Genomic DNA, 23360 nt, shown 5'->3' on the forward strand with positions numbered 1-23360 from the left:
AGTCGGAGATTGTACTGATTCCGCGGATGAACGCACTCACAAAGTAATCAAAAGGCCATCAAGTCGATGAAACGTTTGTGTAATCGTTGCACAGGGTCGCAATAACGATAGGGGCCGGCAAGTCAAGCCCGCTCCCACAGGTTTTGCACCTTGACTGGCTGGTATCAGGGCAAGCCCGCCACAGAGTCGGGTTATTGCTTGTCGCTCACTTGAAGCTGCCCGTCCCACCCGCCGCCCAGCGCGGCAATCAACTGCACGCTGGCGATCAAGCGGCTCTGCAACAAGCTCAGTACGTTACGCTCGTTACTCAACGCCGTGGCCTGAACCACCGCCACGTCCAGATAAGCGATCAACCCGGCCTTGTACTGATTCCGGGTCAAGCGAAGGGACTCGCGCGCCGCATCCAGTGCTTCCTGGCGCACGACGGCTTCGTCTTCCAGCACCTTGAGCTGCACCAGGTAATTTTCTACCTCGCGAAAGCCATCGAGCACGGTCTGGCGGTATTTGGCGACAGTCTCGTCGTAGGCCGCTTCGCTGCGGTCGACTTCCGCCGAGCGCTGGCCGCCGTCGAACAGGGTCATGGCCAGTTGCGGGCCGACCGACCAGAAGCGGTTCGGCAGGCTGATCCAGTTGGCGTAGGTGCTGCTGCTATAACCGCCGTTCATGCTCAGGGTCAGGTCCGGGTAATAGGCAGCCTTCGCCACGCCGATGTTGGCGTTGGCGGCCATCACCGAGCGTTCGGCGGCGGCAATGTCCGGGCGGCGTTCCAGCAACTGCGAAGGCAGGCTCAGCGGCACCTGCGGCAATGCCGGGATGTCCCGGGTTTCGGCCAGGCTGAATTCAGCGGGCGGCAAGCCGATCAGCACGGCAATGGCGTTCTCGAACTGCGCGCGCTGCCAGATCAGGTCGACCCTCTCCGCCTGGGTGGTTTTGAGCTGAGTGGTGGCCTGAGCCACCGCATCCTTGCCGGAGACACCGGCGCGGTACTGGTTTTCGGTCATTTTCAGCGAACGCTGATAGGCCTCGACTGTTGATTCCAGCAGGCGTTTCTGTTCGTCGATCACCCGAAGTTGCAGGTAGTTCTGCACCAGCTCCGATTGCTGGCTCAGGCGCATCGCTGCCAGGTCGGCAAAGCTCGCCTCGGCGTTGGCCGTGTCGGCTTCCAGGCCTCGGCGCAATTTGCCCCAGATATCAGCTTCCCAACTGACCCCGGCCTGTGCCGAGTAAGTGTCACGGATGCCGCTGGAGGAACTGCTCAGGCTGGAACTGCTGCTGCCGGTGCCCTGGCTGGAGCGGTTCTTGCTGACGGTCAGGTCCACCGTCGGGAAAAACGCCCCCCGGGCACTGCGCACCAAGGCTTGAGCCTGGCGGTACTGGGCTTCGGACTGGGCGACGGTCTGGTTGGCGCTGTTGAGTTTTTCAATCAGACCGTTGAGCTGCTGATCGCCATACAGCTCCCACCAGGCACCGCGCGCCAACGAATCGCTGGGGTTGGCCTGACGCCAGCCGGCCGCCTCTTTGTACTGCGCAGGTGCGGCGGCTTGCGGGCGCTGGTAATCCGGGCCGATGGCGCAGGCGCTGAGCATCGCCACGCACAGCGACAGGCTCAGCAAACGCGAGCCTCGGGCCGTGATCAGCGGTGCAGCCAGGTTGAGAAGCGAACGGTCAGTCATAGCGGAGTTTCCAGAGCAGCATCGGTACGCACCCCACGCCAATGGTTGAAGCGATGGCGCAGTTTGTCGAGATAGAGGTAAACCACCGGGGTGGTGTAAAGAGTCAGCACCTGGCTGAAGACCAGCCCGCCGATGATGGTCAGGCCCAGCGGCTGACGCATTTCCGCCCCTTCGGCCCGGCTCAGCAACAACGGCAAGGCGCCGAGGATTGCCGCCAGGGTGGTCATCAGAATCGGTCGCAAACGTTGCAAACAAGCGCTGCGGATCGACTCCAACGGCTCCAGGCCTTGGTGCCGCTCCAGTTGCAGCGCCAGGTCGATCATCAAAATGGCGTTTTTCTTCACCACGCCGATCAGCAGAAACAGCCCGAGCAAGGAGATCAGGCTGAACTCACCGCCCAGCACATAGATCGACAGCAGCGCGCCGACCCCGGCCGACGGCAAGGTCGAGAGAATGGTCAGCGGATGAATGTAGCTTTCATACAACACACCCAACACCAGATAGACCGCCACCAGCGCGCCGAGAATCATCCACGGCTGGCTTTTCTGGGCGGCGGCAAAGGCGTCAGCGGTGCCGGCCATTTTCGCGATCACATCCTCTGGCAGACCCACCTTGGCAATCGCCCGCTCGATGGCGGCGCTGCCCTGCTCCACCGTCACGCCTTCGGCCATGTCAAAAGCAATGCTTTCCGAAGCGAACTGGCCTTCGTGGCTGACCCGGTCGTCTTCCAGGCTGTTTTCGTAATGGGCGATGGTCGACAACGGAATCCGCGCGCCGTCAGCCGTGATGACTTTGACCTGATTCAGGGTAATCGGGTCCTGAGCGTATTTCGGATTGACCTCCATCACCACCTGATACTGGTTGAGGCTGTCGTAGATCGTCGAAATCTGCCGCTGGCTGTAGGCGTTGTTCAGCACTGCCGTGACCATGTCCATGTCGACGCCCAGACGCTTGGCCTGATCGCGATCGACAATCAACGTCACTTGCTGGGCGCCACGGCCTTCGCGCGCATCAATCGCCGTCAGCTCCGGCAGCGCCTTGAGGGCGACGACGACTTTCGGATACCACTCGCGCAACGCACCGAGATCGCCGCTTTGCAGAATGTAGGAATACTGCGAGGTGGTCTGTTCACGGCCGCCGCCAAATTGCAGGTCCTGATCCGCCATCAGCATCAACTGTGCACCGGGCACCTTGGGCATTTCCTTGCGCAGGCGCTCGATGACTTTCTGGGCGGACAGGTTGCGTTCCTTGATCGGCTTGAGCCGTACCAGCATGAAGGCGTTGTTGGTGCCGTTGTTGCCACCGATGAACCCGGCGACACTTTGCACCGCTTCGTCCTTGAGCACGGCGCGGCGGAAGATTTCCATCTTCGGCTGCATCACGCTGAACGACAGCCCATCGTCGCCGCGCACGAAACCGATCAACTGGCCGGTGTCTTGCTGGGGCAGGAAGGTTTTAGGAACAACAACATACAGCGCGATGTTGACGCCAATTGTCACGAACAGGCTGAGCAAGGTCAGCCGACGGTGACGCAGCACCCAATCAAGGCTGGTGGCGTATTTGCCGACCATCCACTCGTTAGTCCGCTGGCTCCAGCGTTGCAGGCGGTTTTCCTGACCCGGCGTGTGCGGCTTGAGCCAGCGGGCGCAGAGCATCGGTGTCAGCGTCAGCGACACCAGCAACGACACCACGATGGCCGCCGCCAGGGTGATGGAAAACTCGCGGAACAGGCTTTCAATGATCCCGCCCATGAACAGGATCGACAGGAACACCGCCACCAGCGAGACGTTCATCGACAGCAGCGTGAAGCCGACTTCCTGGGCCCCGAGGTACGCGGCCTTCATCGGCGGCACGCCCTTGTCGATGTGCCGGGAAATGTTCTCCAGCACCACGATGGCGTCATCCACCACCAGCCCGGTGGCCAGGATCAGCGCCATCAGCGACAGGTTGTTCAGGGAGAACCCGTAGAGGTACATCACCGCAAACGTGCCCACCAGCGACACCGGCACCGCCAGGGTCGGAATCAGCGAGGCACGGAAGTTACCAAGGAACAGGAACACCACCAGAATCACCAGCGCCACGGCGATCAGCAGGGTCATTTCCGCTTCATGCAGGGTGGCCTTGATCACCGGCGAACGGTCCATCGCCAGGTTCAGCTTGACGCTGGCCGGCAGCACGGCCTGCAACGCCGGCAACTGCGCCTTGATTTCGTTGACCGTCTCGATGATGTTGGCGCCGGCCTGGCGGTTGATCACCAGCAACACCGCCGCGTCATCGTTGAAGAACCCGCTGTTATAGCGGTCCTCGACGCCGTCGCTGACCTTGGCCACATCCTTCAGGCGCAGGGCCGCGCCGTCCGCGTAGTGAATGATCAGCGACTCGTAATCCTTGGCCTTTTCCAGCTGATCGTTGGCCTGGACCTGCCACAGCCGTTGGCCGTCTTCGACCGACCCCTTGGGCCGGCGCACGTTGGCGTTGGCGATGGTGGTGCGCACATCGTCCAGCGCCACGCCGTACTGGTTGAGCGCCTGAGGTTCGAGTTCGATGCGCACCGCCGGCAACGAGCTGCCACCGATCTGCACTTCACCCACGCCCTGCACCTGGGACAGGCTTTGGGACAGAATGGTCGAGGCCAAATCGTAGAGCTGGCCTTTTTCCAGCACATCCGAGGTCAGCGACAGCACCATGATCGGTGCCTGGGACGGGTTGACCTTCTTGTAGGTCGGCATGCTGCGCATGCCGCTGGGCAGCAGGTTGCGCGAGGCGTTGATTGCCGCCTGCACTTCCCGCGCCGCGCCGTTGATGTCGCGGTCCAGGTCGAACTGCAAAATCACCCGGGTCGAGCCCTGGCTGGAACGGCTGCTCATGGTGTTGACCCCGGCGATGGCGCCGAAGGAACGCTCCAGCGGCGTGGCCACGGTCGAGGCCATGACCTCCGGGCTCGCGCCGGGCAAACTGGCCTGAACCACGATCACCGGGAAATCCATCTGCGGCAACGGCGCCACCGGCAACAGACCGAAGCTCACGCCGCCCAGCAACATGATCGCCAGGCTCAGCAACATCGTCGCGACCGGGCGCTTGATGAAAGGTCCAGACAGGTTCATGGCTGCTCTACCGGGTCCACGGACTCGGCCTTACGGCCCCAGCGCCGCCCGAGGCGGTCGAAGTACAAGTAAATGACGGGGGTGGTGAACAGCGTCAGCACCTGACTCACCAGCAAGCCACCGACCATCACCAGACCCAAAGGCTGGCGCAACTCCGCGCCGGAGCCGGTGGCCAGCATCAGCGGCACCGCGCCGAACAACGCGGCCAGGGTGGTCATCAGAATCGGCCGAAAGCGCAGCAGCGCTGCCTGATAGATCGCGGTTTGCGGGTCCATGCCCTGATTACGTTCAGCCTCGAGGGCGAAGTCGATCATCATGATCGCGTTCTTTTTCACGATACCGATCAGCAGGATGATGCCGATGATCGCGATCATCCCCAGGTCATTGCCGCTCAACAGCAACGCCAGCAAGGCGCCGACCGCCGCCGAGGGCAAGGTCGAGAGGATAGTGATCGGGTGAATGTAGCTCTCGTAGAGCACGCCGAGCACGATGTACATGGTCACCACCGCCGCCAGAATCAGCAGCAAGGTGCTCGACAGCGACGCCTGGAACGCTTCGGCCGCGCCCTGGAACTGGGTCTGCACGCCAATCGGCATGCCGATGTCTTTCTGCACCTGATCGATGATCTGCACCGCATGCCCCAGCGCCACGCCGGGCGCCAGGTTGAATGACATCATCACCGCCGGGAACTGGCCGATGTGGGTGATCGCCAGTTGCGCCTGCCGCTCCTCGACATGCGCCAGGCTGGACAGGCGCACCTGCCCGCCATCGGTGGTCTTGACGTGAATCTGGTTCAGCGCATCCGGGCCGATCTTCTCGCCGGACTGCGATTGCAGCACCACGCGGTACTGGCTGGCCTGGGTGTAAATGGTGGAAATCTGCCGCTGCCCGAAGGCGTCGTACAGCGCGTCGGTGATGTTCGACACGGATACGCCGACCCGCGACGCCGCATCGCGGTCGATCACCAGATAAACCTGCAAGCCTTTGTCCTGCAAGTCACTGGCGACATCGGTCAGTTCCGGCCGTTGGGCCAGCGCTTCCACCAGACGCCCGCTCCACAGGCTGAGCAACTCGGCATCCGGCGACGACATGCTGAACTGGTACTGCGTGCGACTGACCCGGTCTTCAATGGTCAGGTCCTGCACCGGCTGCATGAACAGGCGAATGCCGATCAGCTTGTCCAGTTCCGGTTGCAGGCGCGCGATCACTTCGGTGGCACTCAGGTCGCGCTGGCTGTGGGATTTGAGGTTGATCAGCAGCCGACCGCTATTGAGCGTCGAGTTATCGCCGTCGACCCCGATGTAGGACGACAGGCTCTCGACCGCAGGGTCAGCGAGGATCACCTTGGCCAGTTGCTGCTGGCGCTCGCTCATCGCAGCGAAGGAAATCGACTGCGGTGCCTCGGAAATCCCCTGGATCACCCCGGTGTCCTGCACCGGGAAGAAGCCCTTGGGCACCACCATGTACAGGAACACGGTCAATGCCAGGGTGCCAATAGCCACCAGCAGCGTCAGCGGTTGATGCTTGAGAACCCACTTTAACTTGCGCCCGTAAGCCGCGATCATCCAATCAATTGCCGCGCCGCTGGCTCGGTAGAAACGACCTTGCTCTTCCTCCTTCGGCTCACGCTTGAGCAACCGCGCGCACATCATCGGCGTCAGGGTCAGGGATACCACCAGGGAAATCAGGATCGCCACCGCCAGGGTGATCGCGAACTCGCGGAACAAGCGCCCCACCACGTCCGCCATGAACAGCAGCGGAATCAGCACCGCGATCAGTGACAGGGTCAGGGAAATCAGGGTGAAGCCAATCTGCTTGGCGCCCTTGAGCGCGGCTTGCAGCGGGCTGTCGCCCTCTTCGATGAATCGGGAAATGTTCTCCAGCATGACGATCGCATCGTCCACCACGAAACCGGTGGCGATGGTCAGCGCCATCAGGGTCAGGTTGTTGACCGAGAACCCTGCGAGGTACATCACGCCGAAGGTGCCGATCAACGACAGCGGTACGGCCACCGACGGAATGATCGTGGCGCTGGCCCGCCGCAGGAACAGGAATGTGACCATCACCACCAACGCGATGGCGATCAGCAATTCGTGTTGCACGTCGGTGACCGAGGCGCGGATGGTCTGGGTGCGGTCAGTGAGCACCGTGACGTCGAGGCCGGCCGGTAGGTTGTCGGTGATGCTCGGTAGCAAGGCCTTGATCCGGTCGACCACTTCGATGACGTTGGCCCCAGGCTGACGCTGGATATTCAGCAATACCGCCTGATTTTCATTGGCCCATGCGGCGAGGCGTTCGTTTTCGGCGCCGTCGACGATTTGCGCCACGTCCTTGAGCCGCAACGGCGCGCCATTTTTGTAAGCGAGGATCAGGTTGGCGTAGTCCTTGGGTGACGTCAGTTGGTCGTTGGCGTCGAGCATCGACACCCGGGTCGGGCCGTCGAAGTTGCCCTTGGGCTGGTTGACGTTGGAGGCGCCGATCAACGTGCGCACGTCCGACAGGTTCAGGCCGTTGGCTGCCAGCGCTTCGGGGTTGACCTTGATGCGCACTGCCTGACGCTGACCGCCGGCGATGCTGACCATGCCGACACCGCTGATCTGGGCGATTTTCTGCGCCATGCGGGTGTCGACCAAATCATTGAGTTTGGGTAACAGCATGGTTTTGGAGGTGATAGCCAACGTCAGCACCGGGGTGTCCGCCGGGTTGACCTTGTTGTACACCGGCGGCGCCGGCAAGTCCTTGGGCAGCAAATTGGTCGCGGCGTTGATCGCGGCCTGCACCTGCTGCTCGGCGACGTCCATGTTGATGTCGAGGCTGAAACGCAGGGTCAGCACCGAGGCGCCACCGGAACTGGTCGAGGCCATCTGGGTCAGGCCGGGCATCTGCCCGAACTGACGTTCCAGCGGCGCGGTCACGGCGCTGGTCATGACATCCGGGCTGGCGCCGGGATAGAGCGTCATGACGCGAATGGTCGGGTAATCGACCTGGGGCAATGCCGACACCGGCAGCAGCCGATAAGCAATCACGCCGGCCAGAATAATGGCCAGCATGCTCAGGGTCGTGGCGACCGGGCGAAGGATGAACAGCCGCGAGATGCTCATGCGCCGCCCTTTTTCGCCTTGTCGGTGGCCGTCGCGTCAGGTGCAGTGGCGGCCGACTTGCCTTGCAGGTGTTCGGTCGGGGTGGTCGGCACATCCTTGCTGTCGTTGACGACTTCCACTTCACTGCCGTCCTTCAGGCGGTCGGTGCCTTCCAGTACCACTCGATCACCGACGGACAGTCCTTCGGTGATCACGGTGTTTTCACCGTCACTGGCGCCGACTTTCAACTGACGGATCTTGACCTTCTTGTCGCCGTCCAGGGCATACACGAACGTGCCGTTGGTGCCGAACTGAATAGCGGCCGAAGGCGCGAGCACCACGTCTTTGAGGGTGTCGGCCAGCAGGTGGACGTTGACGAACTGATTGGGGAACAGCGCTTGATCGCGGTTCTCGTAGCGGGCCTTGAATTTCAGAGTGCCGGTGGTGACGTCGATCTGGTTGTCCAGGCTCTGCAACACCCCAGTGGCCTGCAATTTGGTATCACCACGGTCCCAGGCTTCGGCGGGCAGTTTGGCGCCGGTGCGATAGCGGGTCAGCACGACGTCCAGGCTGTTTTCCGGCAAGGTAAACGCCACGCTGATCGGTTGGGTCTGGGTGATGATCACCAGCGCCGTGGTGTCGTTGGCCGTGACGAGGTTGCCGACGTCCAGCTGACGCAGGCCCACACGCCCGGCGATCGGGGCGCGGATCTTGGTGAACTCCAGATTGAGCTTGGCGTCGTTGACTGCCGCCTGATTGGTCTTGACCGTGCCCAGGTACTGGCCGACCAAGGCTTCGGCGGTGTCCAGAGTTTGCTTGGCGATACTGTCTTCGCGGTACAGGTCGCGATAGCGCTCAACATCGACCTGGGCGTTTTTCAGTTGTGCCTGATTCTGCAACAAGGTGCCTTCGGCCTGGAGCAAAGCGTTCTGGTACGGACGCGGGTCGATCTCGGCCAGCAGGTCGCCCGCCTTGACCATTTGCCCTTCCTCGAAATAGACCTTGACCAGTTCGCCACCGACGCGGCTGCGCACATTGATGGTGTTCAGCGCCGTGACTGTGCCCAGCGCCTTGTAATACAGCGGAAAGTCACCTTTGACCGCCGGCGCCACCCGCACCGGGACCGGCCCGCTCGCCCCGCCGAACCCCGGACGCATCCCCCCCGACCGACCGGTGTGCCCGGCAACGGCTTTCTGCCCTGCGCTCTCCTTCGGGCTGCTGCCTGCGGGCCAGAATTTCCAGCACAGGCCGGCGATGACCAACAGGACCAGCAGGCCGAACAGCCAGTGACGGGGATTGCGGGAAGCGGAGGATTGCATGGAATGATCAACCATTGGGCGCGTGCGCTTATTTCTACGGGAGGCTGAACGATAAGCACTGGCGGGTATTAAGCAAAGCGCCTTTACCGGCAATTTACCTTTGGCTTACGTAACAGGAGGTTTATCTAAGACACTGAAGCACAAATGAAAACGGCCTGGACAGAGGGGGCGTTCTCAATCAATTACCCCGCCGCGCCGGGTCTGCTGTTGTGCAGGGCAAGGCGCGAGAAGCGTGGTTTGGTCATTCCAAATAAGCTTCGAGCAACGCAGCCCTGCACAACAGCAGGCCCGGCCCTTCGGGTTGTGCCTTAAAGCGGGCCAGGCTGCTTTGCAGGCCTTGGAAAGGGAACAACCATTCCCAGCGGCCTGCGCCTTGCCTGGCCCGCTTTAAGGCGACAACGCGGTGGGGAAATTAACTGAGAACGCCCCCTAGGCCGTTAACAATTGTAAAAGTAGACTTATTTCAGAACGGCAAGTGCTGCATCGTAGTTCGGCTCTTCAGCGATTTCCTTGACCAGTTCGCTGTGCAGCACGTTGTCGTTTTCGTCCAGCACCACGACGGCACGGGCGGTCAGGCCTTTGAGCGGACCATCGGCAATCGCCACGCCGTAGTTCTCGATGAACTCGGCACCGCGAAGGGTCGACAGGTTCTGCACGTTTTCCAGGCCTTCGGCGCCGCAGAAGCGGGCTTGGGCGAACGGCAGGTCAGCGGAGATGCACAATACGACGGTGTTGGCCACGTCGTTGGCCTGGGCGTTGAACTTGCGCACGGAGGTGGCGCAGGTTGGGGTGTCGATGCTTGGGAAGATGTTCAACACTTTGCGCTTGCCGGCGAAGCTCGCCAGGGTCACGTCGGACAGATTGCCGGCGACCAGGGAAAAGGCTGGCGCCTTGGAACCGGCTTGTGGCAATTGGCCGTTGACTTGAACCGGGTTGCCTTTAAGAGTGACTTGAGCCATGAACGGAGTCCTTCTGAACGTTGTTGTAGAGAGTTTTGACGAGGCCGAAGTTAACCACGAAATTGTCTGACGACCTATGCCCAGACACAAATTGTGATGTGTTGTCGCGCAAACTGGATACAAGCATCCCAACAAAGCTTACAAACACTGCATAACCCTGTGGGAGCGGGCTTGTGTGGCTAGGGAGCTTGCTCCCGCTCGACTGCGCAGCAGTCGCAAAGCTTCTGGGGCCGCTTCGCGACCCAGCGGGAGCAAGCTCCCTCGCCACAAAAGCCCACAGGATTGCTATCCGAGCAACCGCAACATATTGCGGTGCCGCGCCACGAAAATCCGCCGCATGTAGGCATTCACCAGCAACCCTTCACTCAAAGCACCGCCAATCGCCGCATAGGTCACACGGTCGGTGTACAGCGTACCGCCCTCGCCCGCCGCCACCCGGTGTTCATGACGAAAGGCACGCAGCGGCCCCTTGAGCATTTCATCGATAAAATGAGTGTCACTGACTTCACGGATCACCACCGTCCAGTTCGACGGGATGACGTTGAACATCCAGTGTCGAAAACGGAACTGACGGCCGGCTTCGATGCGCAGGCTGTTCAGGTCGATATCACCCAACGGTGTGACCCGTTCCGGGAAGATCTTCGGGAAGTTCAGGCCTTCCAGGCAGAAGTCCAGGACTTGTGAGGGCGTTCGGTCGGGGATCAGGGTGGTGAGTTCCAGGACGGGCATAGGCAGTGGCATTGCAATGGCCAGAGAACTCGCAGACTACCATTACACTAAAATCCTACCTATCCCCCTACAGGGACACGGGGTATCAGGCCGGTTCTTAGCGATCTCTTTTAGCCGCGTTGTCGATTTGGCGCCTGGCCATTCGACTAGGCAGTGAGTCACTCAAATCCAACGGAGACAAGACCATGCGATTCATGATCATTGTAAAAGCCAGCCCCGACTCCGAGGCCGGCGTGATGCCCAGCGAAGAACTGATGACCGCGATGGGCAATTACAACGAGGAGCTGGCCAAGGCCGGCATCCTCATCGATTGCGATGGCCTGCAGCCCAGCAGCAAAGGCGCCCGTGTGCGTTTCTCGGGAGATAAACGCACAGTGATCGACGGCCCTTTCATCGAAACCAAAGAGCTGATCGCCGGCTATTGGCTGTGGCAGGTTAAGTCGAAAGAGGAAGCGATCGAGTGGGTCAAGCGCTGCCCCAACCCGATGCCGGGTACAGAAGCCGAGATCGAGATTCGCCAGGTGTTCGAAGCCGAAGATTTCGGTGCCGAGTTCACACCGCAATTGCGGGAGCAGGAAGAGCGAGTGCGCGCGCAGGCGAAGAAGTGCTGAAGCACACCTGAAACACCTGACATACCGTAGGAGCTGCCGAAGGCTGCTCCTACGCGCGGTTCAACATTCAACAATGATGTTGACTGACAATCCCACTTCGCGAGCAAGCCCGCTCCCACAGGAGATTGTGTTTGGCAGGCAAGCCAAGGCTCACTCGATGTTTCTTGTTCCCTTCATAAGACGTTCACATAGGCGCAATACATTAGTGCGGATTGATTAACGCCTCATCAATCTGCGAGCCGAATACGCGATGTTGCCTGTTATCGAAATGGAAGCAGCTTTAAAAAACGGAATTCCAAAGCCCCCTGATAGTTGGGTGGATAAAAATAAAGCAGGGGTTTACAGGCTCTCTAATGACGTTGAGATCAACGTTCGATTTTTATCTCCAACGGATATTCCCTCGCTGCTTGAACTAGAGCAAAGGAAATGGGAAAGCGATCAGCGCGCCGATGTCTCCATGCTGGCATCCCGGGTCGCCTCCTTCCCTGCATTGAGTATCGGCGCTTTTTGCACGCGCACGGGGACAGCGCTGGCGTCGTTGTTCATGAAACCCACCCGGCACGACATCATCAGCAAGTGCCCGACTTGGCAAGACTGTGCGAGAAAGCAGCATGGCGATGAGTCCGCAAAAACCGGTGTGCTGTTTGGCATCAGCCTGAGCAGTGTTGATCCAAAAGCGGCGCAAGCGATTTTCGAGTTCTTTTGGCCCCATGCGCTGAAGGCGGGATGGTCAGACATCTATCTTGGTTCGCCGGTCCCGGGTCTTCGTAACTGGATCTCGAAGAATCCCGATATTCCGGTAGCGCAGTATGTGCGAGGTGAACACAAGGGCCTGCCGCTGGATCCGCAACTGCGGTATTACTTCAAAAAAGGCTTTCGCAAGATCGTCGCCATCAAGGACAACTACTTCCCCCATGAGCCTTCGCTGGATTTCGGCGTGCTGATCCTGGGTAAAGTGCCACTCTCCGGCCTTTCCTTTATCTGGAAGAGAGTCCCGCTGCCTTGGCTGCAGCGCATGAAAAAACTGCTCTTCGTGTATTTGTGAACGCCTCTCTAACAGTAGAAAACGCAGCACCTGCGTTCGGCCGCGACAGGCGTTTCTGGCGGCTGGCGTTTTCTTACTTTGGCTCGGGTCTGAGGAGGCTGTCGAATGTTTAAGCAAGCAAAACCTTTGGGTAGTGTCTGTAGCAGCTGCCGCCAGGCTGCGTCCGGCTGCGAAGCGGTTGCAAAGTCAGGCGCTGCGGTATTGCAGACAAACCGTGCAAGCAGGACTTGCGACTGCTTCGCAGCCGAACGCAGCCTTCGGCAGCTGCTACAGGCCGCCTTTCATTCATCGCGCTCCAACCTGCCCAGCTATCTGTTCCTGGCACTGTGTGTCTTGAATACGGCGGCGATCGCCTGGCTGGCTGCGCACGAGGCGTTCGGATGGCTGGCCATTGCTCCGCTGATAGTGCTCCAGGCGATCCTGATGATTGGTGTTCAGGAGATCAAGCATCAGTCTGTGCATCGTCAGTTCCTCGTTGGCACGCGTCTCAATGATGCAGTGGGTGTGTTCGCGGCGGCCATTTTCGCCGCCAACTTCGTGGGCTACCGCTACTTTCACCTCGAACACCATCGCAAAACCTGCCAGGCCGATGATCCCGAAGGGCTGATGTACGAACAGACATGGCGAACACGCCTGATCAGCCTGCTGGGTGCCGTGGAGCAACTATGGATTACCGTCACCACCAATATTATTTCCCGACGCTACACGCCCCCGCGCGCGATCTGGCGCTGGCGCTGGAACAACGCCTTGATCGTCGTATTCGTCGCGGTGCTGGCGTTAGGCATCTATGAGGTGCCTCGACAAGTCGTATGCGCCTATCTGCTTCCGTATTGCATTTTTGCCTGGCTGGATTTCTGGCTGACGCAGGCCGAGCACTATGGCGTATCAATCTCGGCTCAAGGCTTGCGCCGCGCGCCCTCTGAAATCACGACGGATTTGTATCTGCCAAAGCCACTGTCCTGGCTTGTCCTGCATCGCTCGCTGCATCGCACTCACCATGACGCGCCGGCGACCCGCTGGTTCCATGCGCACGCTCAATCGATAGTTCTGGCCAAAAGCAAGCCAGGCAGCGTGACAGACCTACCCACCTTCTTTGCGACCTGGATGCGACTCGGCCCCCGACTCTGGAAGTAAGCGATGACAAACACAACGATCGAACCACGGCACACAAACACTGCCGAGGACAGGCACCGCATCAACACTGTGGAACGCGACAATAGCGGCGAAGCCGCCCTCTTCAAGCCATTCTGGAACGACACATCGATCAAAACCTACCTGTTCGATGCCTGTTCGGTACTGCTGCCTGCCGGTGAACAATTCGTGATTTCGGTGGTGGAGTCATCCGCTCTGCGCTTGCAACAAACGTCGGCGCTTGCCGAACGCTCGCGCAGTTTCGTGGCAGAGGAGCGGTCCCATCAGCGAGCGCACAGGCTGTACAACCAGCAACTGGAAAACCAGGGGTTTGAAGTCAAGAAGTTCGAGCACATGATCGAAAAGGATCTCGAGGCCCTTCGATCGAAATTGTCACTCAAGGCGCAACTGGCGTTGGCTGCCGCGTTCGAGCACGTGACGGCCGTCATGTCCACCGCCGCCTTGCGTAGAAACGGCTTGCTCTCGGTCAAGGAGTCGCCGCAGACACGCCTATGGCGGTGGCACTGCACAGAAGAAGTCGCCCACCAGCACGTCACCACGGATCTGGCGCGGGCGCTGGGCATACCCTATTGGCAGCGGATCTTCTATTTCCTGGCGGCATCGGGGCTCATGGCGTTCGATGTCATTCGCCACATGCACAGTTTTGCCCGCCTCGACATCGCCCGTGGCCGCGTCAGCTCGAAGGAAGTACGGCGTGCTGCGGGCAGCTTGCTGTTGCGCGATGGCGCCAATCTGGCGTCGATGGCCATCGGATGGGCCGCCTACTTTCTTCCGCTGAAACGAAGGGATTAGTTCGATAAAAGAGCGGCATGATCAGACGGTTGACGCGCCAACCACCTGCTAGAGTAAAAAAGCCGCCATTTGAAAAACGACCACTGCATTCCCCTTGGTTTCGGCGGCAATGGCCAGCCACCCTTCACGCTGTTGGCCGGACTGAATGTCACCTTCAGAAAATGAGGAAACGTCTATGAATGGTTTGCTTCGCGCTGCAGCATTCAGCCTGATGGCGTTTTTCGCAAGTTGTGGTGTCGGGGCTCAGACAGTGCAAAGTCATGCGGCGCCGATTGCGCTCACCGTCACACCGGCCGATATCCAGGGGGATAGCCAAAGCGATTGATCGTTCCCATGCCTGGGAACGATCTTGCGCGAACAATAAACCCGCTTTACTTGGACTTGACAAACGACTGATTCAAGTCCGAAGCCCAACCATCGATCACGTTTTTCACGTCATCGGCCTTCATCACCTGAGCTTCGTTTTCCAGCGGTTTGCCGGTGCCCTTGCGCACCACCTGGGCGATGACTTTGTTGGTGCTGCCATCGAGAAACACCGCTTCGGTGGCCAGATTGGTTTCCTGATCACGTATGCCGCTGGCAGTGCTGACTGCCGCCGCTACCAGGGCGATCGGGATCACTTCATAAGGCTTGAGGCCTTCGGTCTTGCTGCTGACGGCGGTAATCGCCGCACGCACCACGATCACGCCAGGGCCGGGGCCGCTGGCCAGTGGCAGGGATTTACCCAGTTCGCGCTTGAGCGCCTGATCGTAGTAGCTGGTGATACCGTTCAGCGTGGTCTGAGGGATTTTCACTGTCGGTTGCGGTTTTGGATAGATCTGGGTCGGCTCGATGTAGGCACTGGTGTATTTGTTGATGTTGAGCTTGGGATCGACCCAGCGCATCACCACGACGCCCGATGGCGATTTGGCTTCCTTGAGTTGACTGTAGTCCTTGAGAAAGCCGGAGTACTGGTCTGGCTCGACGACTTTGCTGGCGCAACCCACCACCCCGATCGAGGCGATGCACAGTGTGCTCATCATTAACGCAAGCTTCATGCTTTAACTCCTGTCAGAAGGACGGCAACGGTATTGCCTACGGGAGTTACAGGTATAGCTAATGCCCGGTTTTTGTATCAAAAATCACAATGCGGCAATATTCAAAGGCCCCTTCGCGGGCAAGCCCGCGAAGACATCAGCTCAAACAACACGGAGCCTGATCCGCAAAAGTCTCGTCAATCACCACGAAGACCCGCTTTTCGCGGCCAACTCCCGTCGACTGTTGGCCCGCATCGCCTTGATCAACGACACCGTGCCCACCAGGATAATCACGGCGCCGAACAGGAAGTCGATGGTGTACAGCTGGAAGTCGTTCAGCGGCCCCACCAGAAACACCCGGATCGCACCGATACTCACCAGCGTCGCGAGAAAATCGATGCCCGGCTCGTCGCGATAGAACACATGCAGCAACGGCAGGCACATCACCAGCAACAACAGCAGCACAATCACCTTGAACGAGCCTTTGCGCTCGACGCTGAACGCGCATTCGTTGGCGCCGTAGGGCTTGTAGTCGTCCTCGCTGATCAGCGAGTTTTTCTCGTTGATGTACTCGACACGGTTGTACTTCTGGATGGGTGTGAAGGTGTTGGACATCTCCATATTGGTGGTGATGTGCCTGAACGTCAGGTCAGTGCGTTCATTGCCCTTGAGGATGTACAACACCGGCTTGTAGCCGTAGCGGTAGGTGTCGAACGGAAAGTCCGTCGCCCGCCCCTGGACGCCGATGGGTCTGGACTCAAGTTCGGCGTAAGCACTTTTGTTGACCGAAGACAGGTTGCGACTCAAAGGTTTGATCTTGACCTGTTCCATGAAAATCGGTGGGATGCTGTAGAACAACTGCATCGGTTCCATGCGCAGCCGCAGTTCGTTGCGGCCGAGGTCATAACGATCAAAGGTTCGTTCAGAGACAACCACCGCGCCCGAGAGCATGAACTCGCCGTGAACGTTGTTGGTGATGCGTAGCGACAGTTGATCCTTGCCTGACCCGCCGGTATCGCTGGCCGGCGGCGTGCCGCACCAGGCGTAGCTGTCGAAGATGTCCCCGAGCTGGCCGTTACGGTTCTCTTTCAACACATAAAAGTAACCGCCCCACAGGGCCAGCATCAGCAACAGCGCTATCAGCCCTAAAATCTTCTTGCCCGCGCCCAAACCAGACTCCTTTCTTTACCGACTCCTTATGAGGCCCGGACTCTACCAAAATGCCATCACTGCCCCAAGCAAAAATACCCGGACAAGGAAGATCCCTATGGTGAGGGCCCCGTCCCAGTCGGTTAAGGTGCGAAACCTGTGGGAGCGGGCTTGACTGACGGGTATCGGGATCTTCAACGCCGCCGAAACAACGGCCGCGGCTCAATCACCGAACGCCCATACAACACGCTCATCCCCGCCAATCCCTTGAGCGCATCCTCAGCGGACTTGTCTTCGCGCACGGCAAAACTGTCGAAGCCGCATTGGCGCATGTGGCTGAGTTGATCGCGCAGTACATCGCCGATCGCGCGCAATTCGCCCTGCCAACCCAAACGCGTACGCAACAGATAAGCCTGGCTATAGGCGCGTCCGTCGCGAAAACTCGGGAAATCCAGGGCAATCAGCGGCAGGTCGGGAAACCACGGCACCAGGTTTGTCACTTCGTCATCAGGGCCGAGCCAGACGCCTTCGAGCGCTGTTGTGGTGTCGGCATTAAGCGCCAGCCAGCGGGGTAACGGCAGTATCAGCGGTCCGCCCGGCAACTCATCCGTAGTTTCACGAATCAATTGCCATGGGTCGTCGCGCACCCACTCGGCGACACCCTCTCGTACGCGCAGCAGATTGTTCATGCCGACACCTCCAGCACTTTCGGGTAAACCCGTTCCTTGAACGGCTCCAGGCCGATGCGCGCCAAGGTATCGACGAACAGCTCCTCGCTCTCGCGATAGCGCACGAAGGTGCCAATGATCCGTTCAATGACATCGGGCACTTCGGCGGCGTTGAAGGACGGGCCGATGACCTTGCCCAACGTGCTGTCCTTGCCCTGGGCGCCGCCGAGGGTGATTTGGTACCACTCGCTACCGTTCTTATCGACCCCAAGAATGCCAATGTTGCCGATGTGGTGGTGGCCGCAGGCGTTCATGCAGCCAGAGATGTTCAGGCTGATATCGCCCAGGTCATGCAGGTAATCCAGATTCTCGAAGCGCGCCTGAATCGCTTGTGCGATGGGGATTGATTTGGCGTTGGCCAAGGCGCAGAAGTCGCCGCCGGGGCAAGCGATGATGTCAGTCAGCAAGCCGATGTTGGCGCTCCCCAGGCCTTGCTCGCAGGCCTGATACCACAGAGCATAAAGGTCAGCCTTGGGCACGTCCGGAAGGACGATGTTCTGTTCATGGGCGATGCGGATTTCGCCAAAACCGAACTGCTCGGACCACTGGGCCACCGCCTCCATTTGCTCGGCGGTGACATCCCCCGGTGGCGAGGCAGTGCCCGGTTTGGTCGACAGCACCACGCTGGCGTATCCCGGCACCTTATGCGGCTGAACGTTACGCGCCACCCAACGGGCGAACGCCGGGTGCTCGGCCAGGCGTGTGCCGAAGTCCAGGTCGGTATCGGCCAGTGAATGGTAGTCAGGTGGCACAAAGGCACTGGCGACACGCTCATATTCGACATCGGTCAACTGCGCCGGGCCGTCCTTGAGGTATTGCCACTCTTCCTCCACTTCCTTGGCGAAGGCTTCGATACCCAAGGCTTTGACCAGGATCTTGATCCGTGCCTTGTACTTGTTATCGCGCCGCCCATGGCGGTTATAGACCCGCAGCACCGCCTCGACGTAAGACAGCAGGTGCTGCCACGGCAAGCCCTCGCGAATCTGCAACCCGAGGATTGGTGTGCGCCCCAGCCCGCCGCCGACGATCACCCGCAACAGCATTTGCCCGCAATCATCGCGATAAAGATAAAGACCGATGTCATGCATCATGATCGCCGCGCGATCCTGCTTCGCCGAGCAGATGGCGATCTTGAATTTGCGCGGAAGGAACAGGAATTCCGGGTTGATGGTCGACCATTGCCGCAGGATCTCCGCCAGCGGACGCGGGTCCATCAGTTCGTCCGCCGCGACGCCGGCGAAGGCTTCGGTGGTGATGTTGCGCACGCAGTTGCCGGAGGTCTGGATCGCATGCATTTCCACCTGGGCCAGGCGTTCGAGGATGTCCGGCACCTGGGTCAGTTCGATCCAGTTGAACTGCATGTTCTGCCGGGTGGTGAAGTGGCCGTAACCACGATCGTAATCCCGGGCGATGCTCGCCAGGGTGCGCATTTGATTCGCGCTCAGCGTGCCGTAGGGAATCGCCACGCGCAGCATGTAGGCATGCTTTTGCATGTACAGGCCATTCTGCAAACGCAGGGGCAGGAACTCTTCTTCACTCAGTTCCCCGGCGATAAAACGTTCGACCTGATCGCGAAACTGCGCAACACGCTCGAACACCAGCGCCCGGTCATAGTCATCGTACTGATACATGTGGCTGCCACCTCATCAGGATTATCGGGCCCTTCGGCTAATGCCAGTCAGTCAAGGATTTGAATACCGCAATCCATGTGGGAGCGAGCCTGCTCGCGATGACGGTTGCACATTCAACACATGTGCTGCTTGTCAGTCCGCTATCGCGAGCAGGCTCGCTCCCACAAGGTCTGCGCCTTAACTGGTCGGCATCAGGCTCTGCGGCTCGTTTTCGAGGTTGCAACTATGCGGCAGCAGCGCAGCACGTTACAGATTCAGCTAAACACTAAAAAACCGTATCAGAATGCGGCGTATGGCCGCAGGATCGCATCGCATCTGATCCGCATAAACTCGGTTTTTCTGAGACTGTTTTGTTTCCGATGGGGTTTCTACAGTTCATGGCATGCCAGACCGGGTGGCCTGGCAAGACTTTGCAACCGTGGAAGAACTGACCATGAGCACAGCAACAATCGGACAGCCCTATAACTATAAGGTCGTCCGCCAATTCGTCGTGGCAACCGTGGTATGGGGTGTCGTCGGGATGGCGATGGGGGTATGGATCGCTTCGCAACTGGTGTGGCCCGAGATGAACCTCGACCTGCCGTGGACCACCTTCGGCCGCTTGCGCCCGCTGCACACCAGCCTGGTGATTTTCGGCTTTGCCGGCAGCGCGCAATTCGCCGCCAGTTATTACGCGGTGCAGCGCACCTGCCAGGTACGGCTGTACTCCGACAAGCTCGCCGCATTCACCTTTTGGGGCTGGCAATCGGTGATCGTGGTGATGCTGATCACCCTGCTGCTGGGCTACACCACCACCAAGGAATACGCCGAGATCGAGTTCTCCGGCGCGGTGTGGATGACGGTGGTCTGGGTCGCCTATGCCATCGTGTTCTTCACCACCGTGGTGCAACGCAAGCCCCATCACATCTACGTCGGCAACTGGTTTTTCGGTGCATTCATCGTGGTGATCGCCATGCTGCACATGGTCAATCACCTGTCGATTCCGGTGGACTGGTTCAAGTCGTATCCGGTGTACTCCGGGGCCACCGACGCCATGGTGCAATGGTGGTACGGGCACAACGCGGTGGGGTTCTTCCTCACCACCGGCTTCCTCGGGATGATGTATTACTTCGTGCCGAAACAGGTCGGGCGGCCGGTGTATTCCTATCGCTTGTCGATCGTGCACTTCTGGGCGCTGATCACCCTGTACATCTGGGCCGGCCCCCACCACTTGCACTACACCGCGCTGCCGGACTGGGCGCAGTCGCTGGGCATGGCGATGTCGCTGATTCTGCTGGCGCCGAGCTGGGGCGGGATGATCAACGGCATGATGACGCTCTCGGGCGCCTGGCATAAATTGCGCACCGACCCGATCCTGCGCTTTCTGGTGCTGTCCCTGGCCTTTTACGGCATGTCGACCTTCGAAGGGCCGATGATGGCGATCAAAACGGTCAACGCCCTCTCCCACTACACCGACTGGACCATCGGCCACGTTCACGCCGGCGCGCTCGGCTGGGTGGCGATGATCACCTTCGGCTCCATTTACCACATGGTTCCGAAAGTCTTCGGCCGCACGCAAATGCACAGCGTGCCGTTGATCAACCTGCACTTCTGGCTGGCGACCATCGGCACCGTGCTGTACATCGCCTCGATGTGGGTCAACGGCATCACCCAGGGTTTGATGTGGCGCGCGATCAACGACGACGGCACGCTGACCTACTCGTTCGTCGAAGCCTTGCAGGCCAGTCATCCGGGGTTTGTGGTGCGCTTTGTCGGCGGGGTGTTCTTCCTCAGCGGCATGTTGCTGATGGCCTACAACGTGTGGCGCACGGTGCGGGTGGCGGACGTGAAGATGGCCGAACTTGAAGCGCAGTTTGCCTGAGGCAAGGAGCCTGACATGATCGAGATGGTGTTGAATCTATTGGGTGTTTTTGGGCTTTGGCTCGCAGTGGAATATTGCCTGAAACACCAGACGGCTGAGAGCCTGGACGATGCCAGCCTGATTCCGTTTGCCGATGACCCCGAGGTGGCGCGGCGGGTGGAACTGGCCACGGGCAAAACCGTGAAAGCGGTGGCACCGGAAGAGGTGAAGCCGGGTTGGGGCAACCTCGAAATCTGAGGCACACCCAAACCACTGTGGGAGCGGGCTTGCCCGCGATGGCGGTTTAACATTCAACATTTGTATCGACTGACACTCCGCAATCGCGGGCAAGCCCGCTCCCACAGGGTTGAGTGTCGATCACATGGGCATTAACTCCGCTCGCGTGGAATCAGACTCTGCAGCTGCTGCGCCAGGAAGCTCGCATCGAAGGCAAAGGTATCCGGGTCTTTCAAGCCATTGGTCTTGCGCCATTGCCAACTGTTGGAAGGTGGCAGGCATACCAGCGAAATGCTGCCATAGCGCGCCGCGGTCAACCCCATCACTGCCAATGAAATCTGCCCGCCGACGCCCATTACGTCCGGCACGAACTCCACCGGTTTGCCAGCGATGACGATGCTCAGTTTCTCGGTCTTGAACGTCGACGTCTCGACCGGCACGCTCGACCCGGACGCGACATACGCCTCGCGGCTCACCTCCAGCAGGTTCGGCGCCAGGACCGGTGCCAGCCACTGCTGGATCTGATCGAACAACTCACCAATGCGCGTCGCCCACACGGCCGATTGCGACTCAAACAGTTGCTTCTTGTGCGCTTCGCTTTCTGCGTAGTGGCGAAGCATCTCGCCCAGTTGCTGTACGTCATCCATTGCGGTGTTCCTTTGGTTGAAGCGGTGCTGCGGACTTTGAGCATGGCAGATGCGCGCCACAGGCGTACGACTAAAAGCGTAAATGGTATTGGCGGGGGGTCATGGCCAAGTGTTTGCGAAAGGCACTGCCCATGTGGGACTGATGGGCGAAGCCGACATCCAGCGCGATAGCGGCCAAGGGTAGATCAGTGCGTTCGATCATCCTTCGTGCCGCCTGAAGTCGCACTTCAATGAGGTAAGCGTGGGGCGTCAGGCCGATAGCCCGGGTGAAATCGCGCAGAAAACGCAGTTCGTTGTGCCCGTAGGTGGCAGCCAATTGTTCCAGTGTCAGAGGTTGCTGGAACTGCTCGGCGATCTGCTCCATGACTCGGGCGAAGGCCTTCGGCGTGGCACGCTGCGTTGTATCGGTTTTCGCATTCGCTACACCCACCAGAGCCACGGCACATTGCTCAAGGGCCAGCACGTCGGGTTGCGTGGCGAGCAACTGACGCCGTACCTCTCGCGCCAAGGCCAGCGCACGTCGATTGCCGCAAGACTGCACGCGATGGGCCACGGTGGGTAACTGTTCGCAGGCAAACGGCTCGTTCAGCCGCATCAGCAGATACTCACCACCGGTGGCCGATTCGGAAAACACTTCCACGCCGACCGGCGTGTACGCCAATACACCTGGCCAGGTATCGAAATCCGTCCGTCGGTCAGAATCGATCGCGTGCACGCCTTGCTGACGCTCCAGCGTCACCCCGAGGGTTTGCGACTGTGCCGGATCACGGGCGCTGTACGCCGCACGGGGCAAGAGTTGCAAGCAGACTTTGCCGCCCGGCAGGTACTGGCTCAGCACACCGGGCATGTGAAATTTCCTGATAGATCGGTACAAGGATCCACTGGACACTCTCTTGCAAGGGTTTGCCATTCACAGGAGCACGACATGCGCACCATCGGCCTTATCGGCGGCATGAGCTGGGAGTCCAGCGCCGAATATTACCGCCTCATCAACCAGCAAGTACGCGATCGCCTGGGGCCATTGCGTTCGGCGAAATTGCTAATGTACAGCGTCGACTTCGGCCCTGTCGAACAGGCCCAGCACGCCGGGCGCTGGGACGATGCGGCGGCGATTCTGGTGGATGCCGCGCGACGGCTGGAGACTGGCGGTGCCGAGTGCGTGGTGCTGTGTACCAACACCATGCACAAGGTGGCCGGGCAGATTCAGACGGCGATCGATATTCCGTTCCTGCACATTGCCGACCCGGCCGGTCAGGCGGCACTGGACGCCGGTGCGCTGCGGGTGGGGTTTCTGGGCACTGCATTCACCATGGAGCAGGACTTTCTCAAGGAGCGTCTGACGGCCAAAGGCCTGACGGTGCTGGTGCCGGAGGCCGAGGAGCGTCAGGCCGTGCACCGGATCATCTACGATGAGTTGTGCGTCGGGCTGATCAGCGAGGCCTCACGCCGGGTCTATCAACGGGTGATCGAATCCCTGACCGAACGCGGCGCCCAGGCCATCATCCTCGGCTGCACCGAAATCGGCCTGCTGATCAAACCCGAACACAGCGCCCTGCCCTTGCTCGACACCACCGAGCTGCACGCACAGGCGGCGGTGGCGTTCGCGTTGGGCGACTGACTCAATCGGCTTTGGCCTGATGCCGGCCAA

General features: G+C 59.9%; 19 protein-coding genes. 7 read left to right on the plus strand and 12 right to left on the minus strand.

From position 1 onward, the window contains the following. Nucleotides 1-191: 191 nt before the first annotated feature. The 6 genes from AACY49_RS20675 to AACY49_RS20700 form a co-directional block, all read right to left on the minus strand. Nucleotides 192-1673: an efflux transporter outer membrane subunit gene (locus AACY49_RS20675; protein ID WP_339526094.1), complete on the minus strand. Its 1482-nt coding sequence runs from the start codon at nucleotides 1671-1673 to the stop codon at nucleotides 192-194. Then, nucleotides 1670-4777 (minus strand): efflux RND transporter permease subunit, encoded by a 3108-nt coding sequence (locus AACY49_RS20680; protein WP_258696015.1) that lies wholly within the window; start codon nucleotides 4775-4777, stop codon nucleotides 1670-1672. Before AACY49_RS20680 ends, AACY49_RS20675 begins: the two co-directional genes overlap by 4 nt. Next, nucleotides 4774-7878: an MdtB/MuxB family multidrug efflux RND transporter permease subunit gene (locus tag AACY49_RS20685; RefSeq protein WP_339526097.1), complete on the minus strand. Its 3105-nt coding sequence runs from the start codon at nucleotides 7876-7878 to the stop codon at nucleotides 4774-4776. Before AACY49_RS20685 ends, AACY49_RS20680 begins: the two co-directional genes overlap by 4 nt. Further along, entirely contained in the window at nucleotides 7875-9191 is a 1317-nt protein-coding gene (locus tag AACY49_RS20690; RefSeq protein ID WP_258696017.1) for an MdtA/MuxA family multidrug efflux RND transporter periplasmic adaptor subunit, read from the minus strand. Before AACY49_RS20690 ends, AACY49_RS20685 begins: the two co-directional genes overlap by 4 nt. 443 nt (nucleotides 9192-9634) lie before the next feature. Continuing rightward, the gene (gene tpx, locus AACY49_RS20695; protein WP_320390781.1) at nucleotides 9635-10135 is read right to left on the minus strand and encodes a thiol peroxidase; all 501 of its coding nucleotides are present in this window, start codon (nucleotides 10133-10135) and stop codon (nucleotides 9635-9637) included. A 285-nt stretch (nucleotides 10136-10420) separates the two neighbouring features. Next, a complete protein-coding gene (locus AACY49_RS20700) occupies nucleotides 10421-10864 on the minus strand; it encodes a polyketide cyclase (RefSeq protein WP_258700736.1) in 444 nt (147 codons plus the stop codon). Nucleotides 10865-11049: 185 nt separating this feature from the next. Here AACY49_RS20700 and AACY49_RS20705 point away from each other — a divergent pair, with 185 nt between their 5' ends. The 4 genes from AACY49_RS20705 to AACY49_RS20720 all read left to right on the plus strand — a co-directional run bounded on the left by AACY49_RS20705 (nucleotide 11050) and on the right by AACY49_RS20720 (nucleotide 14464). Further along, entirely contained in the window at nucleotides 11050-11475 is a 426-nt protein-coding gene (locus AACY49_RS20705) for a YciI family protein (RefSeq protein ID WP_258696019.1), read from the plus strand. A gap of 250 nt (nucleotides 11476-11725) precedes the next feature. Continuing rightward, nucleotides 11726-12520: a hypothetical protein gene (locus AACY49_RS20710; protein ID WP_258696020.1), complete on the plus strand. Its 795-nt coding sequence runs from the start codon at nucleotides 11726-11728 to the stop codon at nucleotides 12518-12520. Nucleotides 12521-12625: 105 nt separating this feature from the next. After that, on the plus strand, nucleotides 12626-13654 hold the full coding sequence (locus tag AACY49_RS20715; RefSeq protein ID WP_339526098.1) for a fatty acid desaturase family protein: 1029 nt from the start codon (nucleotides 12626-12628) through the stop codon (nucleotides 13652-13654). Between the two features lie 3 nt (nucleotides 13655-13657). Then, complete coding sequence (locus AACY49_RS20720; RefSeq protein WP_339526099.1) at nucleotides 13658-14464, plus strand: metal-dependent hydrolase; 807 nt, start codon at nucleotides 13658-13660, stop codon at nucleotides 14462-14464. 371 nt (nucleotides 14465-14835) lie between these two features. On the opposite strand, the gene AACY49_RS20725 is transcribed toward AACY49_RS20720, so the two are convergent. From AACY49_RS20725 to AACY49_RS20740, 4 genes are all read right to left on the minus strand, one after another. Then, nucleotides 14836-15501 carry a DUF3313 domain-containing protein gene (locus AACY49_RS20725; RefSeq protein ID WP_339526100.1) on the minus strand — a complete coding sequence of 222 codons (666 nt, stop codon included), beginning with the start codon at nucleotides 15499-15501 and terminating at the stop codon, nucleotides 14836-14838. A 180-nt stretch (nucleotides 15502-15681) separates the two neighbouring features. Next, nucleotides 15682-16650, minus strand: a complete 969-nt coding sequence (locus tag AACY49_RS20730; protein ID WP_258696025.1) for a hypothetical protein — start codon at nucleotides 16648-16650, stop codon at nucleotides 15682-15684. A gap of 173 nt (nucleotides 16651-16823) precedes the next feature. Further along, nucleotides 16824-17318, minus strand: a complete 495-nt coding sequence (locus tag AACY49_RS20735; RefSeq protein ID WP_258696026.1) for a DUF934 domain-containing protein — start codon at nucleotides 17316-17318, stop codon at nucleotides 16824-16826. Continuing rightward, entirely contained in the window at nucleotides 17315-18988 is a 1674-nt protein-coding gene (locus AACY49_RS20740; RefSeq protein ID WP_339526101.1) for a nitrite/sulfite reductase, read from the minus strand. Before AACY49_RS20740 ends, AACY49_RS20735 begins: the two co-directional genes overlap by 4 nt. A 433-nt stretch (nucleotides 18989-19421) precedes the next feature. On the opposite strand from AACY49_RS20740, the gene ccoN reads away from it, so the two are divergent. Together ccoN and AACY49_RS20750 are read left to right on the plus strand one after the other, a co-directional pair. Further along, nucleotides 19422-20849 (plus strand): cytochrome-c oxidase, cbb3-type subunit I, encoded by a 1428-nt coding sequence (gene ccoN, locus AACY49_RS20745; protein WP_339526103.1) that lies wholly within the window; start codon nucleotides 19422-19424, stop codon nucleotides 20847-20849. Between the two features lie 15 nt (nucleotides 20850-20864). Then, nucleotides 20865-21086, plus strand: coding sequence for a cbb3-type cytochrome c oxidase subunit 3 (locus tag AACY49_RS20750; protein WP_258696029.1), 222 nt, complete (start codon nucleotides 20865-20867; stop codon nucleotides 21084-21086). A 131-nt stretch (nucleotides 21087-21217) separates the two neighbouring features. Here AACY49_RS20750 and AACY49_RS20755 read toward each other — a convergent pair whose 3' ends face one another. Both AACY49_RS20755 and AACY49_RS20760 read right to left on the minus strand, forming a co-directional pair. Then, nucleotides 21218-21712: a hypothetical protein gene (locus AACY49_RS20755; protein WP_339526105.1), complete on the minus strand. Its 495-nt coding sequence runs from the start codon at nucleotides 21710-21712 to the stop codon at nucleotides 21218-21220. A 70-nt stretch (nucleotides 21713-21782) separates the two neighbouring features. Next, nucleotides 21783-22559, minus strand: a complete 777-nt coding sequence (locus tag AACY49_RS20760) for an AraC family transcriptional regulator (protein WP_339526106.1) — start codon at nucleotides 22557-22559, stop codon at nucleotides 21783-21785. Nucleotides 22560-22637: 78 nt separating this feature from the next. On the opposite strand from AACY49_RS20760, the gene AACY49_RS20765 reads away from it, so the two are divergent. Beyond that, nucleotides 22638-23330: an aspartate/glutamate racemase family protein gene (locus AACY49_RS20765; protein ID WP_339526107.1), complete on the plus strand. Its 693-nt coding sequence runs from the start codon at nucleotides 22638-22640 to the stop codon at nucleotides 23328-23330. Nucleotides 23331-23360: the final 30 nt, after the last annotated feature.

It is taken from the genome of Pseudomonas sp. EL_65y_Pfl2_R96 (assembly GCF_963970905.1).
Classification (GTDB): Bacteria; Pseudomonadota; Gammaproteobacteria; order Pseudomonadales; family Pseudomonadaceae; genus Aquipseudomonas.